Origin of the sequence: Hyalangium gracile (assembly GCF_020103725.1) — a bacterium.
Classification (GTDB): domain Bacteria; phylum Myxococcota; class Myxococcia; order Myxococcales; family Myxococcaceae; genus Hyalangium; species Hyalangium gracile.
Map to the genome: position 1 here is coordinate 53721 of NZ_JAHXBG010000023.1, position 21228 is coordinate 74948.

The 21228-nt window shown below is 70.5% G+C and carries 18 protein-coding genes; 6 read left to right on the plus strand and 12 right to left on the minus strand.

Annotated features, from left to right (window positions below; all coding sequences use genetic code 11):
* Window positions 1-113: 113 nt before the first annotated feature.
* Both KY572_RS35220 and KY572_RS35225 read left to right on the plus strand, forming a co-directional pair.
* Complete coding sequence (locus KY572_RS35220) at window positions 114-2180, plus strand: neutral/alkaline ceramidase (protein WP_224248071.1); 2067 nt, start codon at window positions 114-116, stop codon at window positions 2178-2180.
* Between the two features lie 66 nt (window positions 2181-2246).
* The gene (locus tag KY572_RS35225) at window positions 2247-3002 is read left to right on the plus strand and encodes a DUF4476 domain-containing protein (protein WP_224248072.1); all 756 of its coding nucleotides are present in this window, start codon (window positions 2247-2249) and stop codon (window positions 3000-3002) included.
* Between the two features lie 82 nt (window positions 3003-3084).
* On the opposite strand, the gene KY572_RS35230 is transcribed toward KY572_RS35225, so the two are convergent.
* From KY572_RS35230 to KY572_RS35255, 6 genes are all read right to left on the minus strand, one after another.
* Window positions 3085-4722, minus strand: a complete 1638-nt coding sequence (locus tag KY572_RS35230; RefSeq protein WP_224248073.1) for a sodium:solute symporter family transporter — start codon at window positions 4720-4722, stop codon at window positions 3085-3087.
* A 9-nt stretch (window positions 4723-4731) separates the two neighbouring features.
* Window positions 4732-5010, minus strand: a complete 279-nt coding sequence (locus KY572_RS35235; protein ID WP_224248074.1) for a DUF485 domain-containing protein — start codon at window positions 5008-5010, stop codon at window positions 4732-4734.
* Window positions 5011-5031: 21 nt separating this feature from the next.
* The gene (gene acs, locus KY572_RS35240) at window positions 5032-7017 is read right to left on the minus strand and encodes an acetate--CoA ligase (RefSeq protein WP_407660058.1); all 1986 of its coding nucleotides are present in this window, start codon (window positions 7015-7017) and stop codon (window positions 5032-5034) included.
* Between the two features lie 140 nt (window positions 7018-7157).
* On the minus strand, window positions 7158-8516 hold the full coding sequence (locus KY572_RS35245; protein WP_224248075.1) for a sigma-54-dependent transcriptional regulator: 1359 nt from the start codon (window positions 8514-8516) through the stop codon (window positions 7158-7160).
* Window positions 8517-8543: 27 nt separating this feature from the next.
* Complete coding sequence (locus KY572_RS35250) at window positions 8544-11471, minus strand: ATP-binding protein (RefSeq protein WP_224248076.1); 2928 nt, start codon at window positions 11469-11471, stop codon at window positions 8544-8546.
* The gene (locus tag KY572_RS35255) at window positions 11468-11662 is read right to left on the minus strand and encodes a hypothetical protein (RefSeq protein WP_224248077.1); all 195 of its coding nucleotides are present in this window, start codon (window positions 11660-11662) and stop codon (window positions 11468-11470) included. The genes KY572_RS35250 and KY572_RS35255 overlap by 4 nt, the downstream gene beginning before the upstream one ends.
* A 99-nt stretch (window positions 11663-11761) precedes the next feature.
* On the opposite strand from KY572_RS35255, the gene KY572_RS35260 reads away from it, so the two are divergent.
* On the plus strand, window positions 11762-13294 hold the full coding sequence (locus KY572_RS35260) for a GspE/PulE family protein (protein ID WP_224248078.1): 1533 nt from the start codon (window positions 11762-11764) through the stop codon (window positions 13292-13294).
* A 12-nt stretch (window positions 13295-13306) separates the two neighbouring features.
* Here KY572_RS35260 and KY572_RS35265 read toward each other — a convergent pair whose 3' ends face one another.
* The 5 genes from KY572_RS35265 to KY572_RS35285 all read right to left on the minus strand — a co-directional run bounded on the left by KY572_RS35265 (window position 13307) and on the right by KY572_RS35285 (window position 16881).
* The gene (locus tag KY572_RS35265) at window positions 13307-14266 is read right to left on the minus strand and encodes a zinc ribbon domain-containing protein (protein WP_224248079.1); all 960 of its coding nucleotides are present in this window, start codon (window positions 14264-14266) and stop codon (window positions 13307-13309) included.
* A 10-nt stretch (window positions 14267-14276) separates the two neighbouring features.
* Window positions 14277-15176, minus strand: a complete 900-nt coding sequence (locus KY572_RS35270; RefSeq protein WP_224248080.1) for a hypothetical protein — start codon at window positions 15174-15176, stop codon at window positions 14277-14279.
* 24 nt (window positions 15177-15200) lie between these two features.
* Window positions 15201-15779 carry a hypothetical protein gene (locus tag KY572_RS35275; RefSeq protein ID WP_224248081.1) on the minus strand — a complete coding sequence of 193 codons (579 nt, stop codon included), beginning with the start codon at window positions 15777-15779 and terminating at the stop codon, window positions 15201-15203.
* A 110-nt stretch (window positions 15780-15889) separates the two neighbouring features.
* Entirely contained in the window at window positions 15890-16387 is a 498-nt protein-coding gene (locus KY572_RS35280) for an endonuclease V (RefSeq protein ID WP_224248082.1), read from the minus strand.
* Window positions 16388-16404: 17 nt separating this feature from the next.
* Window positions 16405-16881 carry a GNAT family N-acetyltransferase gene (locus KY572_RS35285; RefSeq protein ID WP_224248083.1) on the minus strand — a complete coding sequence of 159 codons (477 nt, stop codon included), beginning with the start codon at window positions 16879-16881 and terminating at the stop codon, window positions 16405-16407.
* Window positions 16882-16981: 100 nt separating this feature from the next.
* Between KY572_RS35285 and KY572_RS35290 the strand changes: the two genes are divergently transcribed.
* The 3 genes from KY572_RS35290 to KY572_RS35300 all read left to right on the plus strand — a co-directional run bounded on the left by KY572_RS35290 (window position 16982) and on the right by KY572_RS35300 (window position 20124).
* Window positions 16982-18163: a GNAT family N-acetyltransferase gene (locus KY572_RS35290; protein WP_224248084.1), complete on the plus strand. Its 1182-nt coding sequence runs from the start codon at window positions 16982-16984 to the stop codon at window positions 18161-18163.
* Window positions 18164-18238: 75 nt separating this feature from the next.
* Entirely contained in the window at window positions 18239-19213 is a 975-nt protein-coding gene (locus tag KY572_RS35295) for an NAD-dependent epimerase/dehydratase family protein (RefSeq protein WP_224248085.1), read from the plus strand.
* A 56-nt stretch (window positions 19214-19269) separates the two neighbouring features.
* Window positions 19270-20124: a WGR domain-containing protein gene (locus KY572_RS35300; RefSeq protein ID WP_224248086.1), complete on the plus strand. Its 855-nt coding sequence runs from the start codon at window positions 19270-19272 to the stop codon at window positions 20122-20124.
* 89 nt (window positions 20125-20213) lie between these two features.
* On the opposite strand, the gene KY572_RS35305 is transcribed toward KY572_RS35300, so the two are convergent.
* Window positions 20214-20999: a hypothetical protein gene (locus KY572_RS35305; protein ID WP_224248087.1), complete on the minus strand. Its 786-nt coding sequence runs from the start codon at window positions 20997-20999 to the stop codon at window positions 20214-20216.
* Window positions 21000-21228: the final 229 nt, after the last annotated feature.

Consider the following 21228-nt stretch of genomic DNA (forward strand, 5'->3'; position numbering starts at 1 on the left):
CTCTCGTTTGTTCCTGGAAGCTTCGTTCGGAGTGCGGCCCGCGAGCGCTGGGTGGACCCAGGACAGCCGTGCTAAGCACGAATTCTCCTCTGGCTCGCGGTGGGGGTTGAACCATGCAGAGATCTTCTCGTTGCTTGCTCCTGGGGGCGCTGGTGCTGGCGCTGGGCTCCTGCTCTCCGGAGTTCCCGTCCGATGAGGACTCCAACCTCGACACGCAGCAGGCCGGGCTGACGGGGCCCTGCGCGGGCAACACGTCCTTCCAGGTGGGCTCGGGCATCTACGACATCACCGGCCCGGCGGCGGAGCTGGGGATGATGGGCTACGCGATGATCGACCAGAAGACGGCCGGCATCCACCAGCGGCTGCGCGCGCGTGCCTTCGTCCTCGCCTCGCCGTGCAACGGCAAGCGCCTGGTGTTCGTCAGCGCGGACCTGGGGCAGATCTTCCAGGGCGTGAAGCAGCAGGTGGTGGAGCGGCTGCAGGCGCGCTACGGCGCGATGTACTCGGACGCGAACGTGATGCTGAGCGCCACGCACACGCACAGCGGGCCGGGCGGCTTCTCGCACTACGCGCTCTACAACCTGACGATCCTCGGCTACGACAAGCAGAACTTCGAGGCCGTGGTGGACGGCATCGTCCAGGCCGTCGTCCGGGCGCACACCAACCTGGCCCCGGGCTCCATCCGCGTCACTTCCGGAGACCTGCTCAACGCGAGCATCAACCGCTCGCCGGAGCAGTACCTGTACAACCCCGCTCCGGAGCGGAGCCAGTACGGCTACGACACGGACAAGAAGATGACGCTGCTGCGGCTGCAGGGCTCGGACGGGACGGAGGTGGGGACGATCAACTGGTTCGCCGTGCACGCCACCTCCATGGGCAACGACAACCTGCTCATCAGCGGCGACAACAAGGGCTACGCCTCCTACCTCTTCGAGAAGGCCAAGGGGACGAACTACCTGGCGGGGAAGACGTTCGTGGCCGCCTTCGCCCAGAGCAACGAGGGCGACGTGACGCCCAACATCTTCGGAGGCACCAACGGCGGTGGCGCCAATGACTTCGAGAGCGTGGAGCTCTCCGGCGGCAAGCAGTACACGCTGGCGAAGTCCCTCTACGACGGCGCATCCACGCTGCTCACGGGCGCGGTGGACTACCGGCACACGCACGTGAAGATGGACGCGGTGCAGGTGGCCCCGCAGTACGCGGGCGGCACCGCGCGCACCACGTGCACGGCGGCCATCGGCATCTCCATGCTCGCGGGCGCCGAGGACGGGCCGGGCTTCGGCAGCGAGGGCAACACCTGCGCCCAGGTCGAGAATCTATGGAACGCCTTCACCTGCGCGGTGACCACCACGCCGTGCCAGAGCGAGAAGCCCGTGGTGCTGGAGATGGGGAGCATGACGCCGTACCCGTGGACGCCCGAGGTGCTGCCGCTGCAGGTGGCGACGGTGGGCAACCTGGCGCTGGTGGCGGTGCCCTTCGAGATGACGACGATGGCGGGCCGGCGGCTGCGCCAGGCGGTGCTGAACCAGCTGGCGCCCATCGGCGTGAACCAGGTGGTCATCGCCGGGCTCTCCAACGCCTATGCCGGCTACCTCGTCACCCGCGAGGAGTACACGAAGCAGGACTACGAGGGAGCCTCCACGCACTTCGGCCCGTGGACGCTGGCGGCGGTGCAGCAGGAGTCGGAGAAGCTGGCGGCGGCGCTCCGGGACGACGCCTCCGTTCCGGCGGGGCCCACGCCGAGAGACCTGCGCAACGAGCAGACGACGCTGCAGACGGGCGTGGTGTTCGACGACAAGCTGCTCACGGTGAGCTTCGGCAGCGTCGCGACGAACGCGAGCGCCTCGTACACGCGGGGGCAGACGGTGTCGGTGAAGTTCTGGGGCGCCCACCCGAAGAACAACCTGCGGCGGCAGGGCTCGTTCCTGGAGGTGCAGCGCAAGTCGGGCACCTCGTGGGTGACGGTGGCGTACGACTGGGACTGGGAGACGAAGTACAAGTGGCAGCGCAACAACTGCGTGCCCACGTTCGCCTGCTCTCACGTGACGATCGAGTGGAAGATCCCCTCCACGGCGACGCCGGGCACCTACCGCATCCGGCACGACGGAGACTGGAAGTCCGGCTGGGACGGCGCCATCCGCCCCTACACGGGGTACTCGCGCGAGTTCACGGTGAATTGAGAAAGTTGAATGGGGAGCGTCCTTGTGCGTCAGTAGGGACAGCTACCCCCAACAAGGACCCAAGCCATGAGGGCTCTCGTACTCTCCGTTGTCATGCTGATGTCGGCCGTTGCCGTGGCCCAGACCCAGGAAAAGCAGCGCCCGCCCCCGCCGGGCCAACCCACGGGCCCTTCGCAGCCCGCCACCCCGGTTCCTGGTTACACCACGGGCGGTCCCGCGCAGCAGGGCGGCGGCGGCTGGGACTACGACGACTGGGATGTCCCCACGGGCTTCCGTCGGCAGGGCCGGCTGGTCGTCGTCGAGCGCGAGCAGATCATCGAGCGGCTCGCGCGGATGGAGGAGAACCTGGGCCGCGCCATGGAGCGCGCCGACCGCAACAACGGCCGCGACAACCGGGAGCTTCGTGACGCGCTGCGTCGTGTCCGTGAGGAGATGAACGGGCTTCGGCAGGACGTCAACAACGCCCCGGACCTGCGGGTCTTCCGGCGCCGTCCTTCGCAGCCGCAGCCGCCGCCCCCTCCGCCCGCGCCGGTGGTGCAGCCGATCTCCGAGGGGCAGCTCCAGCAGCTGCTGAGCTCCATCCAGAAGGAGTCCTTCGGCGATGGCAAGCTCCGGGTGCTGGAGACGGCGGTGCCGACCCAGTACTTCCTGGTGCCGCAGGTGCTGAAGATCCTCCAGCGCTTCTCCTTCGGAGACGACAAGCTGGATGCGGTGCGGATGCTCTGGCCGCGAGTGCTGGACCGCGAGAACGCCCACCAGCTCTACGGGGCCTTCAAGTTCGAGGGTGAGAAGGACCAGCTGCGCAACATCATCGGCAGATAGCGCTCTGCCCGCCTGAAGCATCCTCGGCCCGTCCTGGCTCGTGAGAGCCCGGGGCGGGCCGAGTGCTTTTGGGCGCAGGCGCTCACGTGCCGCGCGCGGGAGCGGGCTGGACGGATGGAGCGGGAGCCGGCTCCGGCGTTCGGGCGGGAGCGGGAGTGGGAGCGGGAGCCGGAGTGCCCTGGCCTACGTGCATGCGGTGGCGGACCTCGGCGAAGCGGGCCTCGGCGTCGGGCTCGGGGGCGAGCAGCGACACGACGATTCCCACGAGGATGGAGAGGGGCATGGTGATGATGCCCGGGTTCTTCAGGGGGAAGAGGGCCTCGGCGCGGCCGAGCAGGTCCACCTGGATGGTGGGCGACAGGAAGATGAGGAGCACGGCGCTGCCGGAGCCGGTGAGCATGCTGGCCACGGCGCCGCGGGTGGTGAAGCGCTTCCAGGCCATGGACAGCAGCAGGGCGGGGAAGTTGGCGCTGGCGGCGATGGCGAAGGCCAGTCCCACCATGAAGGCCACGTTCTGCCCCTTGAAGACGATGCCCAGGAGGATGGCGAGGATGCCCAGGGCGAGGCTGGCCAGGCGGGCGACGCGCAGCTGCTCGGACTCGGGGGCCTTGCCCTTGCGGACGACGCTGGTCCACAGGTCATGCGAGAGCGCCGCCGCGCCGGAGAGCGTGAGGCCGGCCACCACGGCGAGGATGGTGGCGAAGGCCACGGCGGAGATGAAGCCCAGGAAGGCGGTGCCGCCCACGGCCTCGGCGAGCATGGGCGCGGCCATGTTGCCGCCCTTGTCGAGCGAGAGCATGGCGGGGCGGCCCACGATGACGGAGGCGCCGAAGCCCAGGATGAACGTCACCAGGTAGAAGAAGCCGATGAGGCCGGTGGCGTAGAAGACGGAGCCGCGGGCGGCCTTGGCATCCGGCACCGTGTAGAAGCGCATGAGGATGTGGGGCAGGCCCGCGGTGCCGAACATGAGCGCCAGGCCGAGCGAGATGGCCTCGAGCGGGCTGGTGACGAGCTTGCCGGGGGCGAGCACCTCCGGGCCGTACTGCGCGGCGGCGGCCTCGAAGAGGGCCAGCGGGTTGAAGTGGAAGCGCCAGAGCACGGCGAGGGCCAGGGCGGTGGCGCCGCCGAGCAGCAGCACGGCCTTGACGATCTGCACCCAGGTGGTGGCGATCATCCCTCCGAAGAGGACGTAGAGGATCATCACCACGCCGACGATGCAGACGGCCAGCTCGTAGGGCAGGCCGAACATCATGCGGATGAGGTTGCCGGCGCCCACCATCTGGGCAATCAGGTAGAAGCTGACGACGGTGAGGGTCCCGACGGCGGCGGACAGGCGCACGGGCGTCTGGCGCAGGCGGTAGGCGACCACATCCGCGAAGGTGTACTTGCCCAGGTTGCGCAGGGGCTCGGCGATGAGGAAGGTGACGATGGGCCAGCCCACGAGCCAGCCGACCGAGTAGATGAGGCCGTCGAAGCCGGAGAGGGCCACGAGGCCGGCGATGCCCAGGAAGCTGGCGGCGCTCATGAAGTCTCCGGCGAGCGCGAAGCCATTCTGCGCGGCGCTCACGCCCCCGCCAGCGGCGAAGAACTCGGCGGTGGTGCGGGTCTTCCGCGCGGCCCACCAGGTGATGGCGAGCGTGAGGCCGACGAAGGCGAGGAAGAAGACGATGGCCGTGAGGTTCGGCTCACCCAGCGTGGTGGCGGCGGGGGCGTTGTTCATGGGTGGCTCTCAGCGGCCGAGGCGGTGAAGCGCCCGGTCGTATTTGTGGTTGGCCCAGAGGACGTAGAGGCCGGTGAGGCCCCACGAGGCGGCGATGACGAGGGCTCCGAGGAGGATTCCGAGGGAGAGCCCGGGGGCGATCAGCCGCCCCATGAGCGGCTTGTCGAAGGCGACCAGGAGGATGAAGCCGAAGTAGGAGACGAGGGTGCCGGAGGTGAGGGCGGCGGCCACGCGCCAGCGACGGGCGGCCAGCGCCTCCAGGGCGTCTTCCGAGGCATTCAGGGACATGGCGGGTGTTCCTCTCTGGGGTCAGGAGCGCGGCCGGGCCACGGGCTGCTGCCGGGCGAGCAGCTCGTCGAGCACGGAGGGATCGGCCAGGGTGGTGGTGTCGCCCAGGTTGTCCAGCTCGCCCGAGGCGATCTTCCGGAGCATGCGCCGGAGGATCTTCCCGGAGCGCGTCTTCGGCAGGCCGGAGACGATGACGATGCGGTCCGGGGTGGCGATGGGGCCGATGGCGTGGCGCACCTGCTCCTTGAGGGCGCCCACCATCTGCTCGGTGGAGGCCTCCTGCCACTCGGGCTTCACGGTGACGAAGGCGCAGACGCCGGTGCCCTTGATGTCGTGGGGGAAGCCCACCACGGCGGCCTCGGCGACGGCCTCGTGGGCGACCAGGGCGCTCTCGACTTCGGCGGTGCCCAGGCGGTGGCCGGACACGTTGAGCACGTCATCCACGCGGCCGGTGATCCAGTAGTAGCCGTCCTCGTCGCGCCGGCAGCCGTCTCCGGTGAAGTACAGCCGGGGGAAGCGCGAGTAGTACGTCTCCACGAAGCGCTGGTGGTGGCCGTAGAGGGTGCGGGCCTGACCGGGCCAGGTGCGGGCCAGGCACAGGTTGCCGCTCACGCCGTTGCCCTGGATGACCCGGCCCTCGTCGTCCACGAGGAGGGGCTCCACGCCGAAGAAGGGCAGGGTGGCCGAGCCCGGCTTGCACGGGGTGACGCCTGGAAGCGGGGTGATGAGCACGCCGCCCGTCTCGGTCTGCCACCAGGTGTCGACGACGGGGCAGCGGCCCTCGCCGACGACGTCATGGAACCAGCGCCAGACCTCGGGGTTGATGGGCTCGCCGGCGGTGGCGAGCAGCCGCAGGCTCTGGCGCGAGGACTTGAGGACCCACGTGTCGCCTTCGCGGATGAGGGCGCGCAGGGCGGTGGGCGCGGTGTAGAGGATGGTGGCCTTCAGGTCATCCACCACGCGCCAGAGCCGGCCCGCGTCGGGGTAGGTGGGGATGGACTCGAAGAGGACGGTGGTGGTGCCGTTGAGCAGCGGCCCGTAGAGCAGATAGGTGTGGCCGGTGATCCAGCCCATGTCCGCGGTGCAGAAGTGCACGTCGTCGGGCTGGGCGTCGAAGACGTAGCGGTGGGTGGTGGCGGCGTAGACCAGGTAGCCGCCGGTGGTGTGGAGCACGCCCTTGGGCTTCCCGGTGGAGCCAGAGGCGTAGAGGATGAAGAGGGGATCCTCGGAGTCCATCCACTCGGCGGGGCAGGTGCCTCGGTGGCGGGCCATCTCGGCGTCGAGCCAGAAGTCCCGGCCCGGCTGCATGTTCACCTCGGTGGCGGTGCGGCGGACGACGAGGACGGCTTCCAGCTGGGAGAGGCCCTCGACGGCCTCGTCCGCGATGGCCTTGGTGGGGATGCGCTTGGGGCCGCGCGGGCCCTCGTTGGCGGTGACGAGCACCTTGGCGCCCGAGTCGAGGATGCGCTCGCGCAGGGACTCGGCGGAGAAGCCGGCGAAGACGACGGAGTGGACGGCGCCCAGCCGGGCGCAGGCGAGCATGGTGTAGGCCAGCTCGGGGACCATGGGGAGGTAGATGCAGACGCGGTCGCCCTTGCGTACGCCGTGGGCCTTGAGGACGTTGGCGACGCGGCCCACGTGGTGCTGGAGGTCGCGGAAGGTGATGACCTCGTACTCACCGGGCTCGTTCTTCGCCCAGATGATGGCGGGCTTGCCGGGGCGGGTCTTGGCGTGGCGGTCCACGCAGTTGAAGCTGGCGTTGAGCCGGCCGCCGTTGAACCAGGAGAAGTCGACCTGGTTGGGGTCCGCGTCGAGGATGGTGTGGGGCGGGTGGAACCAGGTGAGGGCCTTGGCCTGCTCGGCCCAGAACTCCTCGGGCTGCTCGATGCTCTGTCGATAGAGGCGCTGGTATTCCTCCAGGCTCTGGATGTGGGCGGTACGGCGGATGGAGTCCTTGGGAGCGAACAGATCCTGCGAGGGGGCCATGGGGCCTGGAGCGGAGCGCATGCCTCGCTCCATGAGCAACGCGTGTTCCAGCGCACGTTGCTCCGGGTTTCGAGACGTTACGGGTTGGCTCGCCGCGTCAGCGCGTTTCGGAAGGTAACGCTCCCGTTACCAACGTAACGCGTCAATGCCCGGTGGGGCCCTCAGGCCCGGCTCGGGCGTGGGATGCCCAGGCGCTGGCGCTTCTCCCAGAGCGTCTTGCGGCTGATGCCCAGGCGCCGGGCCAGCTCCGCCTCGCCCAGGTGGTCCTGGTGCTCCAGGACGAAGCCGCGGATGTACTCCTCGAGGGACTCCGGGCTGGAGCCGCTCGCGGCCTCGTGCTCCTTGGGGTGGAACTCCGCGGCCGGAGCCGGCACCTCCAGCGCCAGCAGGGCCGGGGTGATGACCGGACCGTCCGCCAGGATGACCGCGCGCTCGATGGCGTTCTCCAGCTCGCGCACGTTGCCGGGCCAGCCGTGCTCGAGCAGCGTCTCCAGCGCCTCGGGCGAGAACGTGGCCGCCGGCCGGTGGAGCCGCCGGCACGCCCTCTCCAGCAGGTGGTGGGCCAGCGCCGGGATGTCCTCCCCCCGCTCGCGCAGGGGCGGCAGGCGGATCTCCACCACCCGCAGCCGGAAGTAGAGGTCCTGCCGGAACGCGCCCTCCTGCACGAGCCGAGGCAGATCCCGATGCGTCGCCGCGATGATCCGCACGTCCACCTTGCGCGGCCGGGTGGCTCCCACGCGCCGCACCTCCCCGTCCTGCATCATCCGCAGCAGCCGCGCCTGGGCCGGCGCCGGCAGCTCGCCCATCTCGTCCAGGAAGAGCGTCCCTCCATCCGCGCTCTCCACCAGCCCCGGGTGCGCCGATTGCGCTCCCGTGAAGGCGCCCTTCTCGTGGCCGAACAGCTCGGACTCCAGCAGTCCCTCGGGAATGGCGGCGCAGTTGACCGCCACCAGCGGCCCCTCGCTGCGCGGGCTCTGCGCGTGGATGGCCCTCGCCACCAGCTCCTTGCCCGTCCCGGACTCCCCCAGCACCAGCACCGTCGCGGGCGAGCTGGCCACCTTTCGGATGCGCTCGAACACCTCGCGCATCGCCGGGCTGCTCCCCACCATCCCGCTCACCGAGTACGCCTGCTCCACCTCCCGCTTCAGCGCCGCGTTCTGCCTGGCCAGCCGGCCCATCTTCAGGATGCGGTCCACCTGCAGCAGCAGCTCGTCATGGTCGAACGGCTTGGCCAGGTAGTCCACCGCGCCCAGCTTCATCGCCTCCACGGCGGACTTCACCGTGGCGTAGCTCGTCATGATGAGCACCGGCACGCCCGGGCACTTCGCGATGAGCTCCGTCCCCGGCGCTCCCGGCAGCCGCAGGTCCGAGATGACCAGCTCGAACCCCTCCAGCGCATAGTCGCTGGAAGCCTCGTCCACGGAGCCCGCCTCGGACACCTCATGCCCCGCGCGCACCAGCAGCCGGCGCAGCTCCGTGCGGATGATGGGCTCGTCCTCGACGACCAGGATGCGGCTCATGCGGAGGCCCCCAGCCCAGGGTTCACATCACTCGCGGCGCGCCACCGGCAGGCTGACCTTGACGGTAGTCCCTCCCCCCGGCCGGCTGTCTATGGCCAGAAGGCCACCATGCTCCCGCACGATGCTCGCCGCCAGCGCCAGCCCCAGCCCCGTCCCCTCACCAGGCTGCTTCGTCGTGAAGAAGGGCTCGAAGATGCGCCGCGTCAATTGAGGGGGGATGCCATGCCCCCGGTCCTCCACCCGGATGTGGAGCTGCTCCGTGCTCGCCTCGGCGACGAGCTCCACGGTGCCTCCCGGCGGCGAGGCGTCGATGGCGTTGGTCAGCAGGTTCACCAGCACCTGCTCCAGGCGCTGCGCGTCTCCCCGCACCTCCAGCCCGTCTCCGCCCACCGCCTCGCACTTCACGTCCCGGCCCTTCCTCGCCAGGCGCGCCAGCTGCGCGGCCTCCTCCAACAGCGGGCGAACCGGGACACGGGTGAACGGGCGAGCCTCGCCCGCCGAGGTGCCCGCATGGCTGAAGGTGACCAGCGTCCGCACGATGGCGTCGATGCGCTTCGTCTGCTGGAGGATGAGCTCCACCCGCTCGCGGACCGCTCCCAGGTCGTCCTCGTGCCGGAGGTTCTGCGCCAGGCTGGCGATCGCCGTCAGGGGGTTGCCCACCTCATGCGCCACCCCTGCCGCCACGCGCCCCACCGAGGCCAGCCGGTCCTGGTGCGCCAGCCGGGCGTCCACCGCCTTGCGCTCGGTCAGGTCCTCCACCAGCAGCACCGCGCCCTCGCCTCGGTCCGGCGCTCGAGGTGACAGCAGGGAGCGGTGCAGCCGGAGGATGCGCTCCCGGCCGTCCAGCATCGTCTGGAGCTCGGCATCCGCCTCCGGCGCGGCGGCGAACCTCGAGAGCAGCTCTCCCCACGGAGCGGGCAGTCGCTCCAGGCTCAACCCCTGCACGTCCACTGCCCGCAGCCCCGAGAGCCGCTCCAGCGCCGCGTTCCAGATGACCACGTCCCGCTCCGGCCCGAGCGAGCACACGCCGAGCGGCAGATCCTCCAGGATGCGCCGCAGGTAGCGCCGGACACGCTCCAGCTCCTCCAGCGGTACCTTGCCGCCCCGCGCATCCCTCAGCCGCTCCTCCACGAAGCGCAGCTGGTCCGCCAGCGCCGTGCGAGCCTCTGGATCCAACCGGAGCGCCTCGCTCACCGCCATGCGCGCCACGACCGGACCGAGCAGCCCGGAGAGGTTGCGCTCGATCCGATCCCTCAGCCGCCGCAGCTCGCCGGGCCGTCGCTCCTCCCAGCTCAGCCCGAGCCCCGTCAGCGCGCTCGCGACCTCGGCCCTGGCCGCCTCCGAGCCCAGCACTGGCTCGAGCTGGAGCCGGAACTCCTCTGGAGACTCGGCGGTGACTCCGCCGCGTGCCAGGCCCGGCCCCTCACTCGCGCAGAGCCGGGCCGCCTCCGTCTCTTCCTCCGAGGGGCGCGTGGCGAGCGACAGGCCCACGAAGGCCAGCGCGTTGAGCGTGAGGGAGACGAAGGTCGCCAGCCCCCAGGGCTCGGAGGTGGGGAAGCCCAGCGCCTCGGAGAGCCGCGCTCGGGCCAGCTCGAACCCTGGCGTCGCCCACAGTGACGGCAGCAGCAGCCCCGCCCACGCGCCGCCGCCCGCGAGCAGCCCCGCGAGGAACCCCGCTCGGGTGGCTCGAGGCCAGAAGAGCAGGCCGAGCAGCCCGGGGATGAACTGCGCCACCGCCACGAAGGACACGAGCCCCAGGTCCACCAGCCCCGAGGCTCGCGCATCGAGCAGCCGGTAGAACCCATACCCCGCGAGGATGATGGCGGCGATGAAGGCGCGCCGGGCCCACAGCAGCCAGCCGTAGAGGTTGCTCCGCGCCCGCGCATACCCGAGCGGCAGCACCAGGTAGGTGAGGCACATGGGCGCCAGCGCCAGCGTGGTGACGATGACCATGGCGCTGGACGCGGAGATACCGCCGAGGAACGCCAGGAGCGCCAGCGCGGGTGCGCCGCGAGAGGCGGGCACGGCCAGGACATGGAAGTCCGCCGGGCCCGGCAGCCCCAGCGCCGTCCCCGCCCACAGCAGCAGCGGCACGGCCACGTTCATCAACAGCAACAGCAGCGGGAAGGCCCAGGTGGCGGTGGACAGCGCCTCTCGCTCGGGGGCCTCGGTGAAGGCCACGTGGTACTGACGCGGGATCAGGAACGCCGCGGCGCACGAGAGCACGAGCAGCGGCGCCCACGAGGCCTCGCGCGCGGGGGCCTGCAGGGTGGCGAGCGCCTCCGGGTGCGCCTCCAGCCAGGCCTCCAGCCCTCCGAAGCCGCCGAACACCGTCGCCACGGCCCACACGCCCACGAGCACCAGGGCCACCACCTTCACCAGCGACTCGAAGGCGATGGCCAGCACCAGCCCCTCGTGCCGCTCCCGGGGCGTGACATGCCGGGCTCCGAAGAGCACGGCGAACACGATGAGCGTCACGCAGAATCCCAGGGCCAGCACCCCGGGCGAGGCCGACGGGCTCAGCACACGCGCGGACTCCACGACGGCGCGCACCTGGAGCGCCAGGTAGGGCAGGGCGCCCGCCAGCAGGAAGAGCGTCACCGCCGTGCCCGTGGCCTGCCCCGGGTACCGGAAGGCGAACAGGTCCGCCAGCGAGGTGAGCTGCAGCTCACGCGTCCGCCGCAGCAGCGGGCGCCACAGCACGGGGATGAGCAGGCAGGAGAGGGTGGCGCCCAGATAGATGGCCAGGTAGCGGAAGCCATGCCGGCTCGCGTAGCCCACGCTGCCGAAGTAGCTCCACGAGGTGGCATACACGCCCAGCGCCAGCGCATGCACGAGCGGGTGCTGGGTGACGCGCGCCGGAACGAGCCCTCGCTCGGCCAGGAAGGCCACCCCGAAGAGCAGGGCCAGGTAGCCGACGGACGCCGCGACCAGGGCGGCGGGCTCCAGCGTCACGGCCGGCTCCTCCTCGCCACCCACGCCCCCAGGAGGATGACGCCCAGCCACACCGCGAAGGGCAGGTACCAGGCGCCTCCCTCCCTCAGCCAGAGCTGCCGCACCGGCGAGCCGAACACCAGCGTCGCCACCGCGAACACGAGCAGCGAGGACATGGCCGGAGGACGTGCCGGGTCCGGTGCGGGCTTCATGCCCCGCGAGGATAGCAGCGACCGGTGGAGCCAGCTCGCACTCCGCGTATGGCCTGGGAATCCCTAGGCCGCGCGGGTTCTCGGTATACCCTTGGGGCCATGTCGCAAGAGTCCAACAACTTCTCCGAGCTCTCCCAGTACCCCCTCGACCGCAACTCCTTGCGACTGCTGCCGGAGCCCTTCTGCCGCCGCCACCTCGTGGTGGTGCTGGGCAAGGTGGACCCCGCCGCTCCCAACGCGACGGTCACCGTGGGCATGCTCGACCCGGACAACACGCACCTGCTTTCGCGGCTGGGAGATCTGCTGGAGCGCTCCATCCGCCCGGTGCGCCTCAACCGCTACGAGATCGAGTCCGCGCTGGAGACCGGCTTCGGCTCCGGGCCTCGCGTCACGGCGGACCTCGTCATCCGTCCCAAGCCGCCTTCGCGGACCCACCCCACGGCCGTGGAGCTCGTCGACTCCATCCTCTCGGTGGCCGTGGAGAAGAAGGCCTCGGACATCCACATCGAGAGCTACCCGGGCGACGTGGACCTGCGCCTGCGCATCGACGGCATCCTCCACCAGATGTACACGGACATGAGCCCCGAGACGGTCCAGGAGGTCGTCAACCGCATCAAGATCCTCGCCGAGCTCGACATCACCGAGCACCGCAAGCCCCAGGACGGACGCATCCAGGCCGTCATCGACAGGGGCGAGGACAACCGCAAGGTCATCGACTACCGCGTGAGCGTGGTGCCCAGCCCCGCGGGCGAGGACGTCGTCATCCGCATCCTCGACTCGGGCGCGGGCCTCGTGCCGGTGACGCAGCTCGGGATGAACGCGGACATGCAGCGCATCCTGCTCCAGCTGCTCGCCAACCCCGAGGGCCTGGTGCTCGTCACCGGCCCCACCGGCAGCGGGAAGACCACCACGCTGTACTCGGCGCTGGCCCAGCTCAATGACGGGCGCAAGAAGATCATCACCGCCGAGGACCCCATCGAGTACTTCGTCCCCAAGGTGAACCAGAAGCAGGTCAGCCCGAACATGCCGTACCCCGTGCTGCTGCGGGCGCTGCTGCGCCAGGACCCCAACGTGCTGCTGATGGGAGAGATCCGCGACCTGGAGACGGGCAGCACCGCCATCAATGCCGCCCGCACGGGCCACATCGTCCTGGGCACGCTCCACACCGCGGATGCCGTGGGCGCCATCGGCCGCCTGCGAGGCCTCGAGCTGGACGACACGGACATCGCGGACGCGCTGCTGGCCGTCCTGGCCCAGCGGCTCGCGCGCCGCATCTGCGAGAAGTGCTCCGAGCCCCGCGAGCCCACCGACGAGCAGAAGGCGCTGCTCGGCCACCTGCTGGACGGCGTGAAGCTGCTGGCGGGCCGAGGCTGCGACTACTGCCACCACACCGGCTACCGCAAGCGCGTCGGCCTCTTCGAGCTGCTCGTGGTGGACGCGGGCCTGCAGGACCTCATCGCCGGCGGAGCGCACAACGCGCAGATCCGCAAGCACGCCCGTGAGCACTTCTTCAAGACGATGGTCGACGACGCGCTGGAGAAGATCGCCGCCGGGCTGACGACCGTGGACGAGCTCATCCGCGTCATCCCCTACCGGCACATCGTCGCCACGCGCGACGATCGCCGGAAGTGAGGGGGCGGCGGCTCAGGACGCTCGGCGCAGCAGGGTGATGATGACGAGGACCGCCAGGGCGGCGAGCACCGTCGCCACGACCTTCACCCAGGAGACGGGCCTCTCGCCGAGGACATGGCTGGCGTTCTGTCCGTGCACCACCACGCGGTACAGCTTCTTCCCATAGCGGTACGCGAGCACGTAGGCGGGCAGGGCGTAGTGCGAGGTCTCCAGCCCCGACAGCGCCACCGCCACGCGCAGGTTGCGATGGCGGGTGCCCGGCAGGTCCTCGTGGGCGATGCGCTGCCGGGCCATGTTCTCCACCGCGGAGAGGATCTGCCGCCGCGCGCCCGAGCGCGTGACATCGAACAGCTCCACCTGCGCCTCGGGAGGGCCCACGGGCTCGGGCTTCGCCTTCGTGATGTCGTAGTGCGGAGAGAGCTCCTGGGTCTCCCGCGAGGTCAGCCCTCGCGAGGCGGAGACGAGGATGTCCTGCAGGAAGAGGTGGGTCGTGCCCGAGTGGGGCGCCCAGTCGCTCCGGTGGGCTCCCGCGTTGGTGTCGGCCGTCCAGGAGACCTCGACGCGCGCGTCGAACTCCCAGCCCGGCCACCACAGCGGCCGCAGGGAGTCCAGCGCCGAGCGGCTCGCCAGGTCCGTGGGCCGGAAGAAGCCGCCCTTGCCCAGGAACGCCGACAGCGCCTGCCGCGCCTGCTCCGGGCTCACCTCGAAGGGCACGAACCGGTCGGCCTGATCGATGGGATCCTCCTGCGTCTCGACGTGCATCTGCGACGTGCAGTAGGCGCACCGGGGCGCCTGGGCCTCCACCGAGTACGCGATGGCCGCCCCGCAATTGTCGCAGCGGATGACGCGGGCGCGCTCACGCTCCGCGGATCGGGCGGGCCGGGGCGTGGGCAGCGCGCAGACGGGACAGCGAAGGTCCTCGGCCTCCAACCGGCTCTGGCAGCGCTGGCACTGCGACTCGACGGAGCTCATCGCGGACCCTTCACCTCGAGGACGTCAGGAGATAGATGCCGCCCGCCACCAGCAGCGCCAGCAGCACGGCGATCAACACCTTCACCCAGGAGATGGGCACCCGGCCGTACACCCTGCCTGTCTGGCCATTCACCAGGAAGCGCAGCGGCGGCGCCTCCGGATCATGGCGCAGGGCCATCACCCACACGGGCAGCAGGCACACCACCAGCGCCTCCTGGTTGAAGCGTGTCGAGTACCGCAACTCCCGGTGCGTGTCCCCCGGCATGAAGGCCGCGAGCCGCTTGCGCAGCAGGCTCACCGCCTCCGCCCGCGCCTGCTCCAGGCACTGCGCCTGGGGAAGGGAGGGCTCCTCGCTGATCCACCCGGCGATGAGCGCGTCGTCGTAGCGTCGCAGCGCTCGCAGATCGAACGGCTCGATGTGCTCCAGCTCCTCGTTGGGCAGGCCCGAGGAGGCGGTGACGAGCACGTCGGGGATGTACTCCGCATGGCGGCCCTCGAGCGGGCGCCACTCGGTCTTGGTCACCTGTCGCGTCCGGGTGACGCTCTTGCCGTTCTCCGTCGTCGTGTACGTCTCCGTCTCCGTGTAGTGCTCGCCGATGGTGGCGGTGAAGTCGGACTCGGCCAGCGTGCTGTAGAGCCAGGCCGGGACGTAGATGCCGCGCAGCTCCTCGACGGAGGCGTTGCGGACGCTGGACGGGGCCCAGAAGCTGCGGCGGAGCAGGTTCTCCCGGGCCAGCTCCTTGGCCTTCTGCGGCGTCTGCACGAAGCCGAGCGCGAACGTGGGCGGGGGGCGGTCCGGCGTCGGCGGGCGCTCCACGATGGAGGGGGCCGCGCAGTACGGGCACGTCGCGGTGCGCAGCGTGTCCGCCACCACGAGCTGGGCTCCACAGGACTGGCAGGAGAGATTCACCCGGTGCGCCTCCTGTCGGGCACGCTACTCCGAGTCGTAGTGGGAGCGGACCCGAACCGGCCGAGGCGTCCGCCGCTCCTGGCCGATTCCGAACGCCCTCCGGAACTGCCAGCGGATGAAGAAGAAGCCCATCACCGCGATGATGAGGAAGGTGAAGAGCGAGCCGAAGATCATGATGCTCCAGCCGTTGAACTTCGACATGAACCACATGACGAGGAGGCAGGAGACGAAGAAGCCCGCCATGTCCAGGAGCGTCCGGATGACGCCGATCTCCGCCAGGGGGAAGACCAGGCGCAGGCCGAGGAGGGAGCCGAAGAGGCAGACGATGGGCGCGGCCAGCAGCGCCACGTTGGCATCGAGGAGGTTGGCGCCGCGGACGAAGGTGCCCACGAAGATGGCCATCATCTCCAGCACCACCGCCAGCATGGAGAAGCCCAGGACGGCGCTCGCGATGAAGCGCCCGTCCTCGTCCGTCTTCCCACCCCTGCCGATGAAGGCCGCCAGCGTGCCCACGGCGGGGATGGCCACGCCCAGGAGGAGGATGAACTGCGCGTGCTGCTCTCCCCATTGATAGGACGCGTCGAAGAACTCGTTCAGGGTCATGGCTGCGGGCTGCCTCCACGGGGGCCGGATGCACCACCCGCCACCATCTTAGGGAATGGGCTGGCGCTGAAGCGAGCAGGGCACCCGGATCGCACCCAGGGTGTAGTGCCTCAGGCCTCGCGGCACAGCCGGTCCACGCGCTTGAGCAGGGTGGGCAGCCGAGAGGGGCCGTGCATGCGCTGGATGCACGCCGCGGCGTCCTGGACGTCCACTCCCACGGCCGTCACGAGCAGGGGGCGCTGGCTCTCCCCTCGCAGCACCGGGACAGCAATCCGGCTGGCTTGGAACGCTGTCTTGGCCACGCCGATGACGGGCACCCGCCGCTCGAGCGCCTCGTAGAGGTGGGCGCCCAGCCCGGGTCGATCCTCACCCGCGAGCCAGACGTAGCCATCGATGACCACGGTCGTCAGCGGGTCGGGCACCTGGGCCAGCACCCGCAGCAGCGCTGGCAGCTCGCGGCGGTAGAACTCACCTGGGACATAGGGCTCGGCGGGAGGCCCCCGGTCCACGAAGTGCGCCGCCTCGGCCTCGTCGCTCCAGTCCCGGAAGACGACGCAGGCCGCCACGGTGGCATCCGGCCGGTAGTCCACGTCGACACTGGCGATCATCGGGTTGCCTCCTGGCCTCACGTGGCGGTCGCGGCGAACCGCCGCAGCGCGTCACCCGTCATCCGGCACAGCTTCCACTCGGGCGCGAGCGCCGCGCCCAGGGACTCATAGAACTGGATGGCCGGCGTGTTCCAGTCGAGCACCATCCACTCGAAGCGCCCACAGTCGCGCTCGACGGCGAGCTTCGCCAGCCGGGCGAGCAGCTGCTTGCCGTGCCCTCGCCCGCGCAGCTCGGGCAGGACGAAGAGGTCCTCCAGGTACATGCTCGGGCGGCCCAGGAACGTGGAGTAGGAGTGGAAGAACAGCGCGTAGCCCACCACGCGCCCTTCATCCTCGGCCAGCAGCACCTCGGCGTAGGGGCGGGCTCCGAAGAGGTGCTCGCGCAGCTGGGCCTCGTCGACGACCACCTGGTGGGTGAGTTTCTCGTAGTCGGCCAGAGCGCGGATGAGCTGGAGGATGGCGGGGATGTCGGCGGACGTGGCGGGGCGGATCATGGCCGCGATGCTAGCGCCTGAGGGAGGGGCGTGCTCGGGATGAGGCGCTCGGCGTATCGTGGCCCTCGGGCGCTCGCGGCCGGCGAGCGGGAGGCATGTCATGGAGAGGGGCAGACCGGAGTTCGGCTCACCCGAGGGCGCGGAGGACCTGGCGGCGGTGGCGGACATCATCGCTCAGGCGTTCGCCATGCCCCCCGCCGACAGTGTGGCCTGGGTGGAGAAGGCGGCCGCGAACATCCGGGTGCTGCGCGAGCAGGGAGAGGTGCTGGCCACGGCGACTGCCATCCCCATGGGGCAGTTCTTCTTCGGGCAGCGGGTCTCCATGGCGGGCATCGGCGGCGTGGGCGTGGCGCCGAGCGCGCGAGGCAGGGGAGCGGCCACCCGGCTCATGCGGCACGCGCTCCAGGAGCTGCGCGGCATGGGGTTCGCGCTCTCCGTCCTCTATCCCGCGACCCAGCCGCTCTACCGGCGCGTGGGCTACGAGCAGGCGGGAGCCCGGTTCGAGATCCGGGTGCAGGCCCACGCGCTCGACTTCAGCGAGCGCAGCCTCCAGCTTCGGCCGATCAAGGCCTCGGACCAGCCGGCCATCCAGGAGGTCTACCGCCGCTACGCCTCCACGCGGCAGGGGTACCTCGATCGGGGCCCCTACGTCTGGGACCGCGTGCTCCACCCGCGCAAGGAGACGGCCTACGGCTTCCTGGTGGAGGGCGCCAACGGCGTGGAGGGCTACCTGTACCTGGTGCGCCGGAGCAAGGTGGACCTCCAGCAGGAGCTCTTCCTCACGGACTTCGTCGCGCTCACCCCCGCCGCGGGGCGGCGGCTGCTGAGCTTCCTCGGCGATCACCGCTCGCTGGCCCGCGAGGTGGTGTGGACCGGCGCCCAGGTCGATCCCCTGCTGCTGCTGCTGCCCGAGCAGACCTACCAGGTGAAGCTGCTCTTCCACTGGATGCTGCGCGTGCTGGACGTCCCCGCCGCGCTCGAGTCCCGCGGCTACCCGCAGGGCGTCTCCGGCACGCTGCACTTCGAGCTGGAGGATGAGCTCTTCCCCGACAACAGCGGCAGCTTCATCCTCGAGGTGTCCGGAGGCGCGGGCCACATCCGCCGGGGCGGTGGAAACTCCCTCATGCGCATGGACATCCGGGCCTTCGCCTCGCTCTACACGGGCTTCATGTCGCCGGAGGCGCTGCGCTCGGTGGGCGCGCTCGTAGCGGACGACGCCACCGTGCGGCTGGCCACCACCCTCTTCTCCGGCCCCGCGCCGGCCCTGCCCGACATGTTCTGACGTGCTGGGGGTGGCGGCGTGCTGGCGGAGTCATGGGAACGGTAGTAGGCGTGGGGCTCTCGCGGAGGACAGGGCATGCGCGCATTCGTCACGGGTGGTTCAGGATTCGTGGGCAAGCGCCTCATCGCGGCGCTGCGCGAGAAGGGGCACGAGGTGCGAGCCATCGCGCGCTCCGAGGCCGCCAACGCCGAGGTGCGCCAGGCGGGAGCCGAGCCGGTTCCGGGGGACCTCTCGGACGTGGACGCGCTCAAGCGCGGCATGGAGGGCTGCGAGGTCGTCTTCCACTCGGCGGCGTACGTGAAGACCTGGGGCCCTCGCGCGAGCTTCTTCGAGACCAACGTGCGCGGCACGGAGAACGTGCTGGAGGCGTCGCGGGCCTCGGGCGTCAAGCGCCTGGTCCACGTCAGCACCGAGGCGGTGCTCGTGGATGGCTCGCCGCTGGTGAACGTGGACGAGACGCGGCCCCTCCCGGCGGCGCCCATCGGGAACTACCCCTCCACGAAGAACGCGGCGGAGCGCCTCGTCCTCTCGGTGAACTCACCCGAGTTCACCACCATCGCCATGCGCCCGCGCTTCATCTGGGGCAAGGGCGACAACGCGGTGCTCCCCGCCATCATCCACGCGGTGAAGTCCGGCCGGTTCCGCTGGATCGGCGGCGGCCACTACAAGACGTCCACCTGCCACGTGGCCAACTGCGTGGAGGGGCTCCTGCTGGCGGCGGAGAAGGGGCGCGGCGGCGAGGCGTACTTCCTCACGGATGGCGAGCCGGTGGACTTCCGCGACTTCATCACCACGCTGCTGAAGACCCAGGGCGTGGATCCGGGCAAGGGGACGATTCCCTTCGGACTGGCGATGGGCGTGGCGACGGTGTCCGAGGTGCTGTGGAACTTCCTCTCGTTGCCGGGGAACCCGCCCGTCATCCGCTCGGAGCTGCTGCTGGTGGGGCAGGAAGTCACGGTGAGCGACGCGAAGGCGCGCCGGGAACTGGGCTACGAGGGCCGCATGAGCCGGGAGGCGGGGCTGCGCGAGCTGGAGCAGGCGAAGAGCTGAGCCGCCCGGGCGCCCGTCCGTAGTAGCGTGGGGGCTTCAGGCCGGAGGTCCATGTCATGCGCAGGTTCGAGTTCGTCGAGGGCTCCAGCTCCAAGTTCTGGAGCCCCGAGCTGCAGGGCAACACCTTCATCGTGACGTACGGGCGCATCGGGACGGCGGGACAGCGCAAGGAGAAGGCGTTCCCGGACGAGGAGAGCGCCCGGCGCGAGTACGAGAAGAAGGTCGCGGAGAAGCTGCGCGAGGGCTACCGCGAGGTGACGGAGGGTGGAGAAGCTCCAGCGCCCGCCGCGAGCAAGGAGAAGGCGCCTCCCCCCAGGCCCGAGCTGCCTCCCAGGCTGCGCCCGGCGAAGCCGACGGCGGAGCAGGTGGCGGCCGCGGCCCAGGCGCTCTCGGTGCTGGAGGCCCGGCTCGGCAAGCGGAGCTGGCAGGTGAACCGCCAGGCGCGGCGAGCCCGTCGGGCGCTGCGGAGACTCGCGGGCGTCGATCCGGCGAGCCACCCGGCCCTGAACACGGTGTTCGAGTCGCTCATGGGGCGGGTGACGGCGCCTCCAGGCCAGCGGCTCCCGCTCCGGCTGGCGATGTCGCTGCTGGGCGAGCTGGACGTGGCGGCCTTCGTCCGGGCCTCGCAGCGGTGGAAGAGCGCGGCTGCTGGGGCTCCCGCGGCGGTGGCTCGCGAGGCGGAGGCGCTGGCCGAGCCGGAGCTCGCGCTGCGCATGGGGCTGCTCCTCACCGCGCGTCCCGAGCTGCGAGGCAGCTCCGAGGTGGGGTGGCAGCGGCGGTGGAACGCGCTCAAGCCGTACCTGGAGGCGCACCTGCAGGAGAAGGGCGGGGCGCTGCAGACGCATCTGCAAGCCATCGAGGCCGGAGGAGACGCGCACCTCGCGCAGCGAGTGGCGCGGATGGGCGCGTGAGGCGCTGGCCGAGCTGGGCGCAGTAGGCGCGGCCAGGGCCTCCACGGTGGGCGTGGAGGCCCGCGCCGGGAGCAACTCCTTCCCGGGAGCTACTCCTTCGCCTCGGCCGGCTTCTCGGCGCCGGGCTTGTCGATCTCCTCGGCGGGGAGGCTCTTGGCGGCGTCCAGGTAGCGCTTCTCCTGGATGCGCTTGCGGTCCTTCTTGCTGACGGACTCGGGGATGACGACCGTGGGCTCGCTGCCCGAGGCCTGCTCCACCATGATGCCGTCGCAGAACATCCACTGCGTCTTGCCGTGGGGCTCCGCGCGAGCGAAGTACAGGTCTCCGTTGCCCACCGCCGTCTTGGCCGTGCAGAAGGTCTGCTTGGCGGCCTCCTCGCGGGCGTTGGAGTCCTCGCGCCACTTCTTCTCGGCCAGTCGGCGGTCGGCGTCGGCCAGGACGGTGGGGGCCTCGTCCAGCCGGGCCTTGGCCAGCTTCACCACCTCATCGCCCTTCTTGATGACGTCCGGGAAGGGCGCCTGCTTCTTGAAGCCGCACTGGTTCAGCCCGGCCAGGTTCTTGGTGTGCGCCTGCACCACGGGGCCCAGGGCCTTGGAGCCCTCTCGGAGCACCTCGACCTGCTCGGCGGTGGCGTCCGGCTTGGTGGCGTCCTCCGACTTGGTGACGAAGCCCTCGAGCACCTCGTTGATCTTCTGCAGCTCCGGCCCCAGGCGGCGCGGATCGGCGTCGCACAGCGAGCCTTTCACCAGGGTGTAGTCGCGGTACTCCACGGTGCTCTCACCCAGGGTGAGGCGCTGCGGAGGCGGTGGCTTCTTGGCCGCGCAGGCGGCCAGGGCGGCACACAGGCCCAACAGGGGGATGCGAAGTGCTCTCATGGCGACTGGATCTCCGAGGGTTGAGGGGGGCGCGTGAATTCGATGCTTCGCGATGTATGGGGGTGTAGTTCCTACGGGAACGCAGCCCGGATGTCGAGTCGTCTCCGCGCCCCCAGCGGGACTCTTCGTGACAGGGCTGTGACAGGGGCGCAAGAAGGAGGTGAGTTATGGGGCCACCTCTTGAGGCGCCGGATGGTGGCGTAACACAGTCGATACCTGAAGCCGCAGG

Excerpts from the sequence above, each read along its gene's own strand:
- KY572_RS35255 (WP_224248077.1), bottom strand. The coding sequence starts at position 11,662 with ATGAAGCCCGCACCGGACCCGGCACGTCCTCCGGCCATGTCCTCGCTG.
- KY572_RS35220 (WP_224248071.1), top strand. The coding sequence starts at position 114 with ATGCAGAGATCTTCTCGTTGCTTGCTCCTGGGGGCGCTGGTGCTGGCG.
- KY572_RS35285 (WP_224248083.1), bottom strand. The coding sequence starts at position 16,881 with ATGATCCGCCCCGCCACGTCCGCCGACATCCCCGCCATCCTCCAGCTC.
- KY572_RS35305 (WP_224248087.1), bottom strand. The coding sequence starts at position 20,999 with ATGAGAGCACTTCGCATCCCCCTGTTGGGCCTGTGTGCCGCCCTGGCC.
- KY572_RS35225 (WP_224248072.1), top strand. The coding sequence starts at position 2,247 with ATGAGGGCTCTCGTACTCTCCGTTGTCATGCTGATGTCGGCCGTTGCC.
- KY572_RS35300 (WP_224248086.1), top strand. The coding sequence starts at position 19,270 with ATGCGCAGGTTCGAGTTCGTCGAGGGCTCCAGCTCCAAGTTCTGGAGC.
- KY572_RS35230 (WP_224248073.1), bottom strand. The coding sequence starts at position 4,722 with ATGAACAACGCCCCCGCCGCCACCACGCTGGGTGAGCCGAACCTCACG.
- KY572_RS35260 (WP_224248078.1), top strand. The coding sequence starts at position 11,762 with ATGTCGCAAGAGTCCAACAACTTCTCCGAGCTCTCCCAGTACCCCCTC.
- acs (WP_407660058.1), bottom strand. The coding sequence starts at position 7,017 with ATGCGCTCCGCTCCAGGCCCCATGGCCCCCTCGCAGGATCTGTTCGCT.
- KY572_RS35295 (WP_224248085.1), top strand. The coding sequence starts at position 18,239 with ATGCGCGCATTCGTCACGGGTGGTTCAGGATTCGTGGGCAAGCGCCTC.
- KY572_RS35265 (WP_224248079.1), bottom strand. The coding sequence starts at position 14,266 with ATGAGCTCCGTCGAGTCGCAGTGCCAGCGCTGCCAGAGCCGGTTGGAG.
- KY572_RS35290 (WP_224248084.1), top strand. The coding sequence starts at position 16,982 with ATGGAGAGGGGCAGACCGGAGTTCGGCTCACCCGAGGGCGCGGAGGAC.
- KY572_RS35235 (WP_224248074.1), bottom strand. The coding sequence starts at position 5,010 with ATGTCCCTGAATGCCTCGGAAGACGCCCTGGAGGCGCTGGCCGCCCGT.
- KY572_RS35275 (WP_224248081.1), bottom strand. The coding sequence starts at position 15,779 with ATGACCCTGAACGAGTTCTTCGACGCGTCCTATCAATGGGGAGAGCAG.
- KY572_RS35280 (WP_224248082.1), bottom strand. The coding sequence starts at position 16,387 with ATGATCGCCAGTGTCGACGTGGACTACCGGCCGGATGCCACCGTGGCG.
- KY572_RS35245 (WP_224248075.1), bottom strand. The coding sequence starts at position 8,516 with ATGAGCCGCATCCTGGTCGTCGAGGACGAGCCCATCATCCGCACGGAG.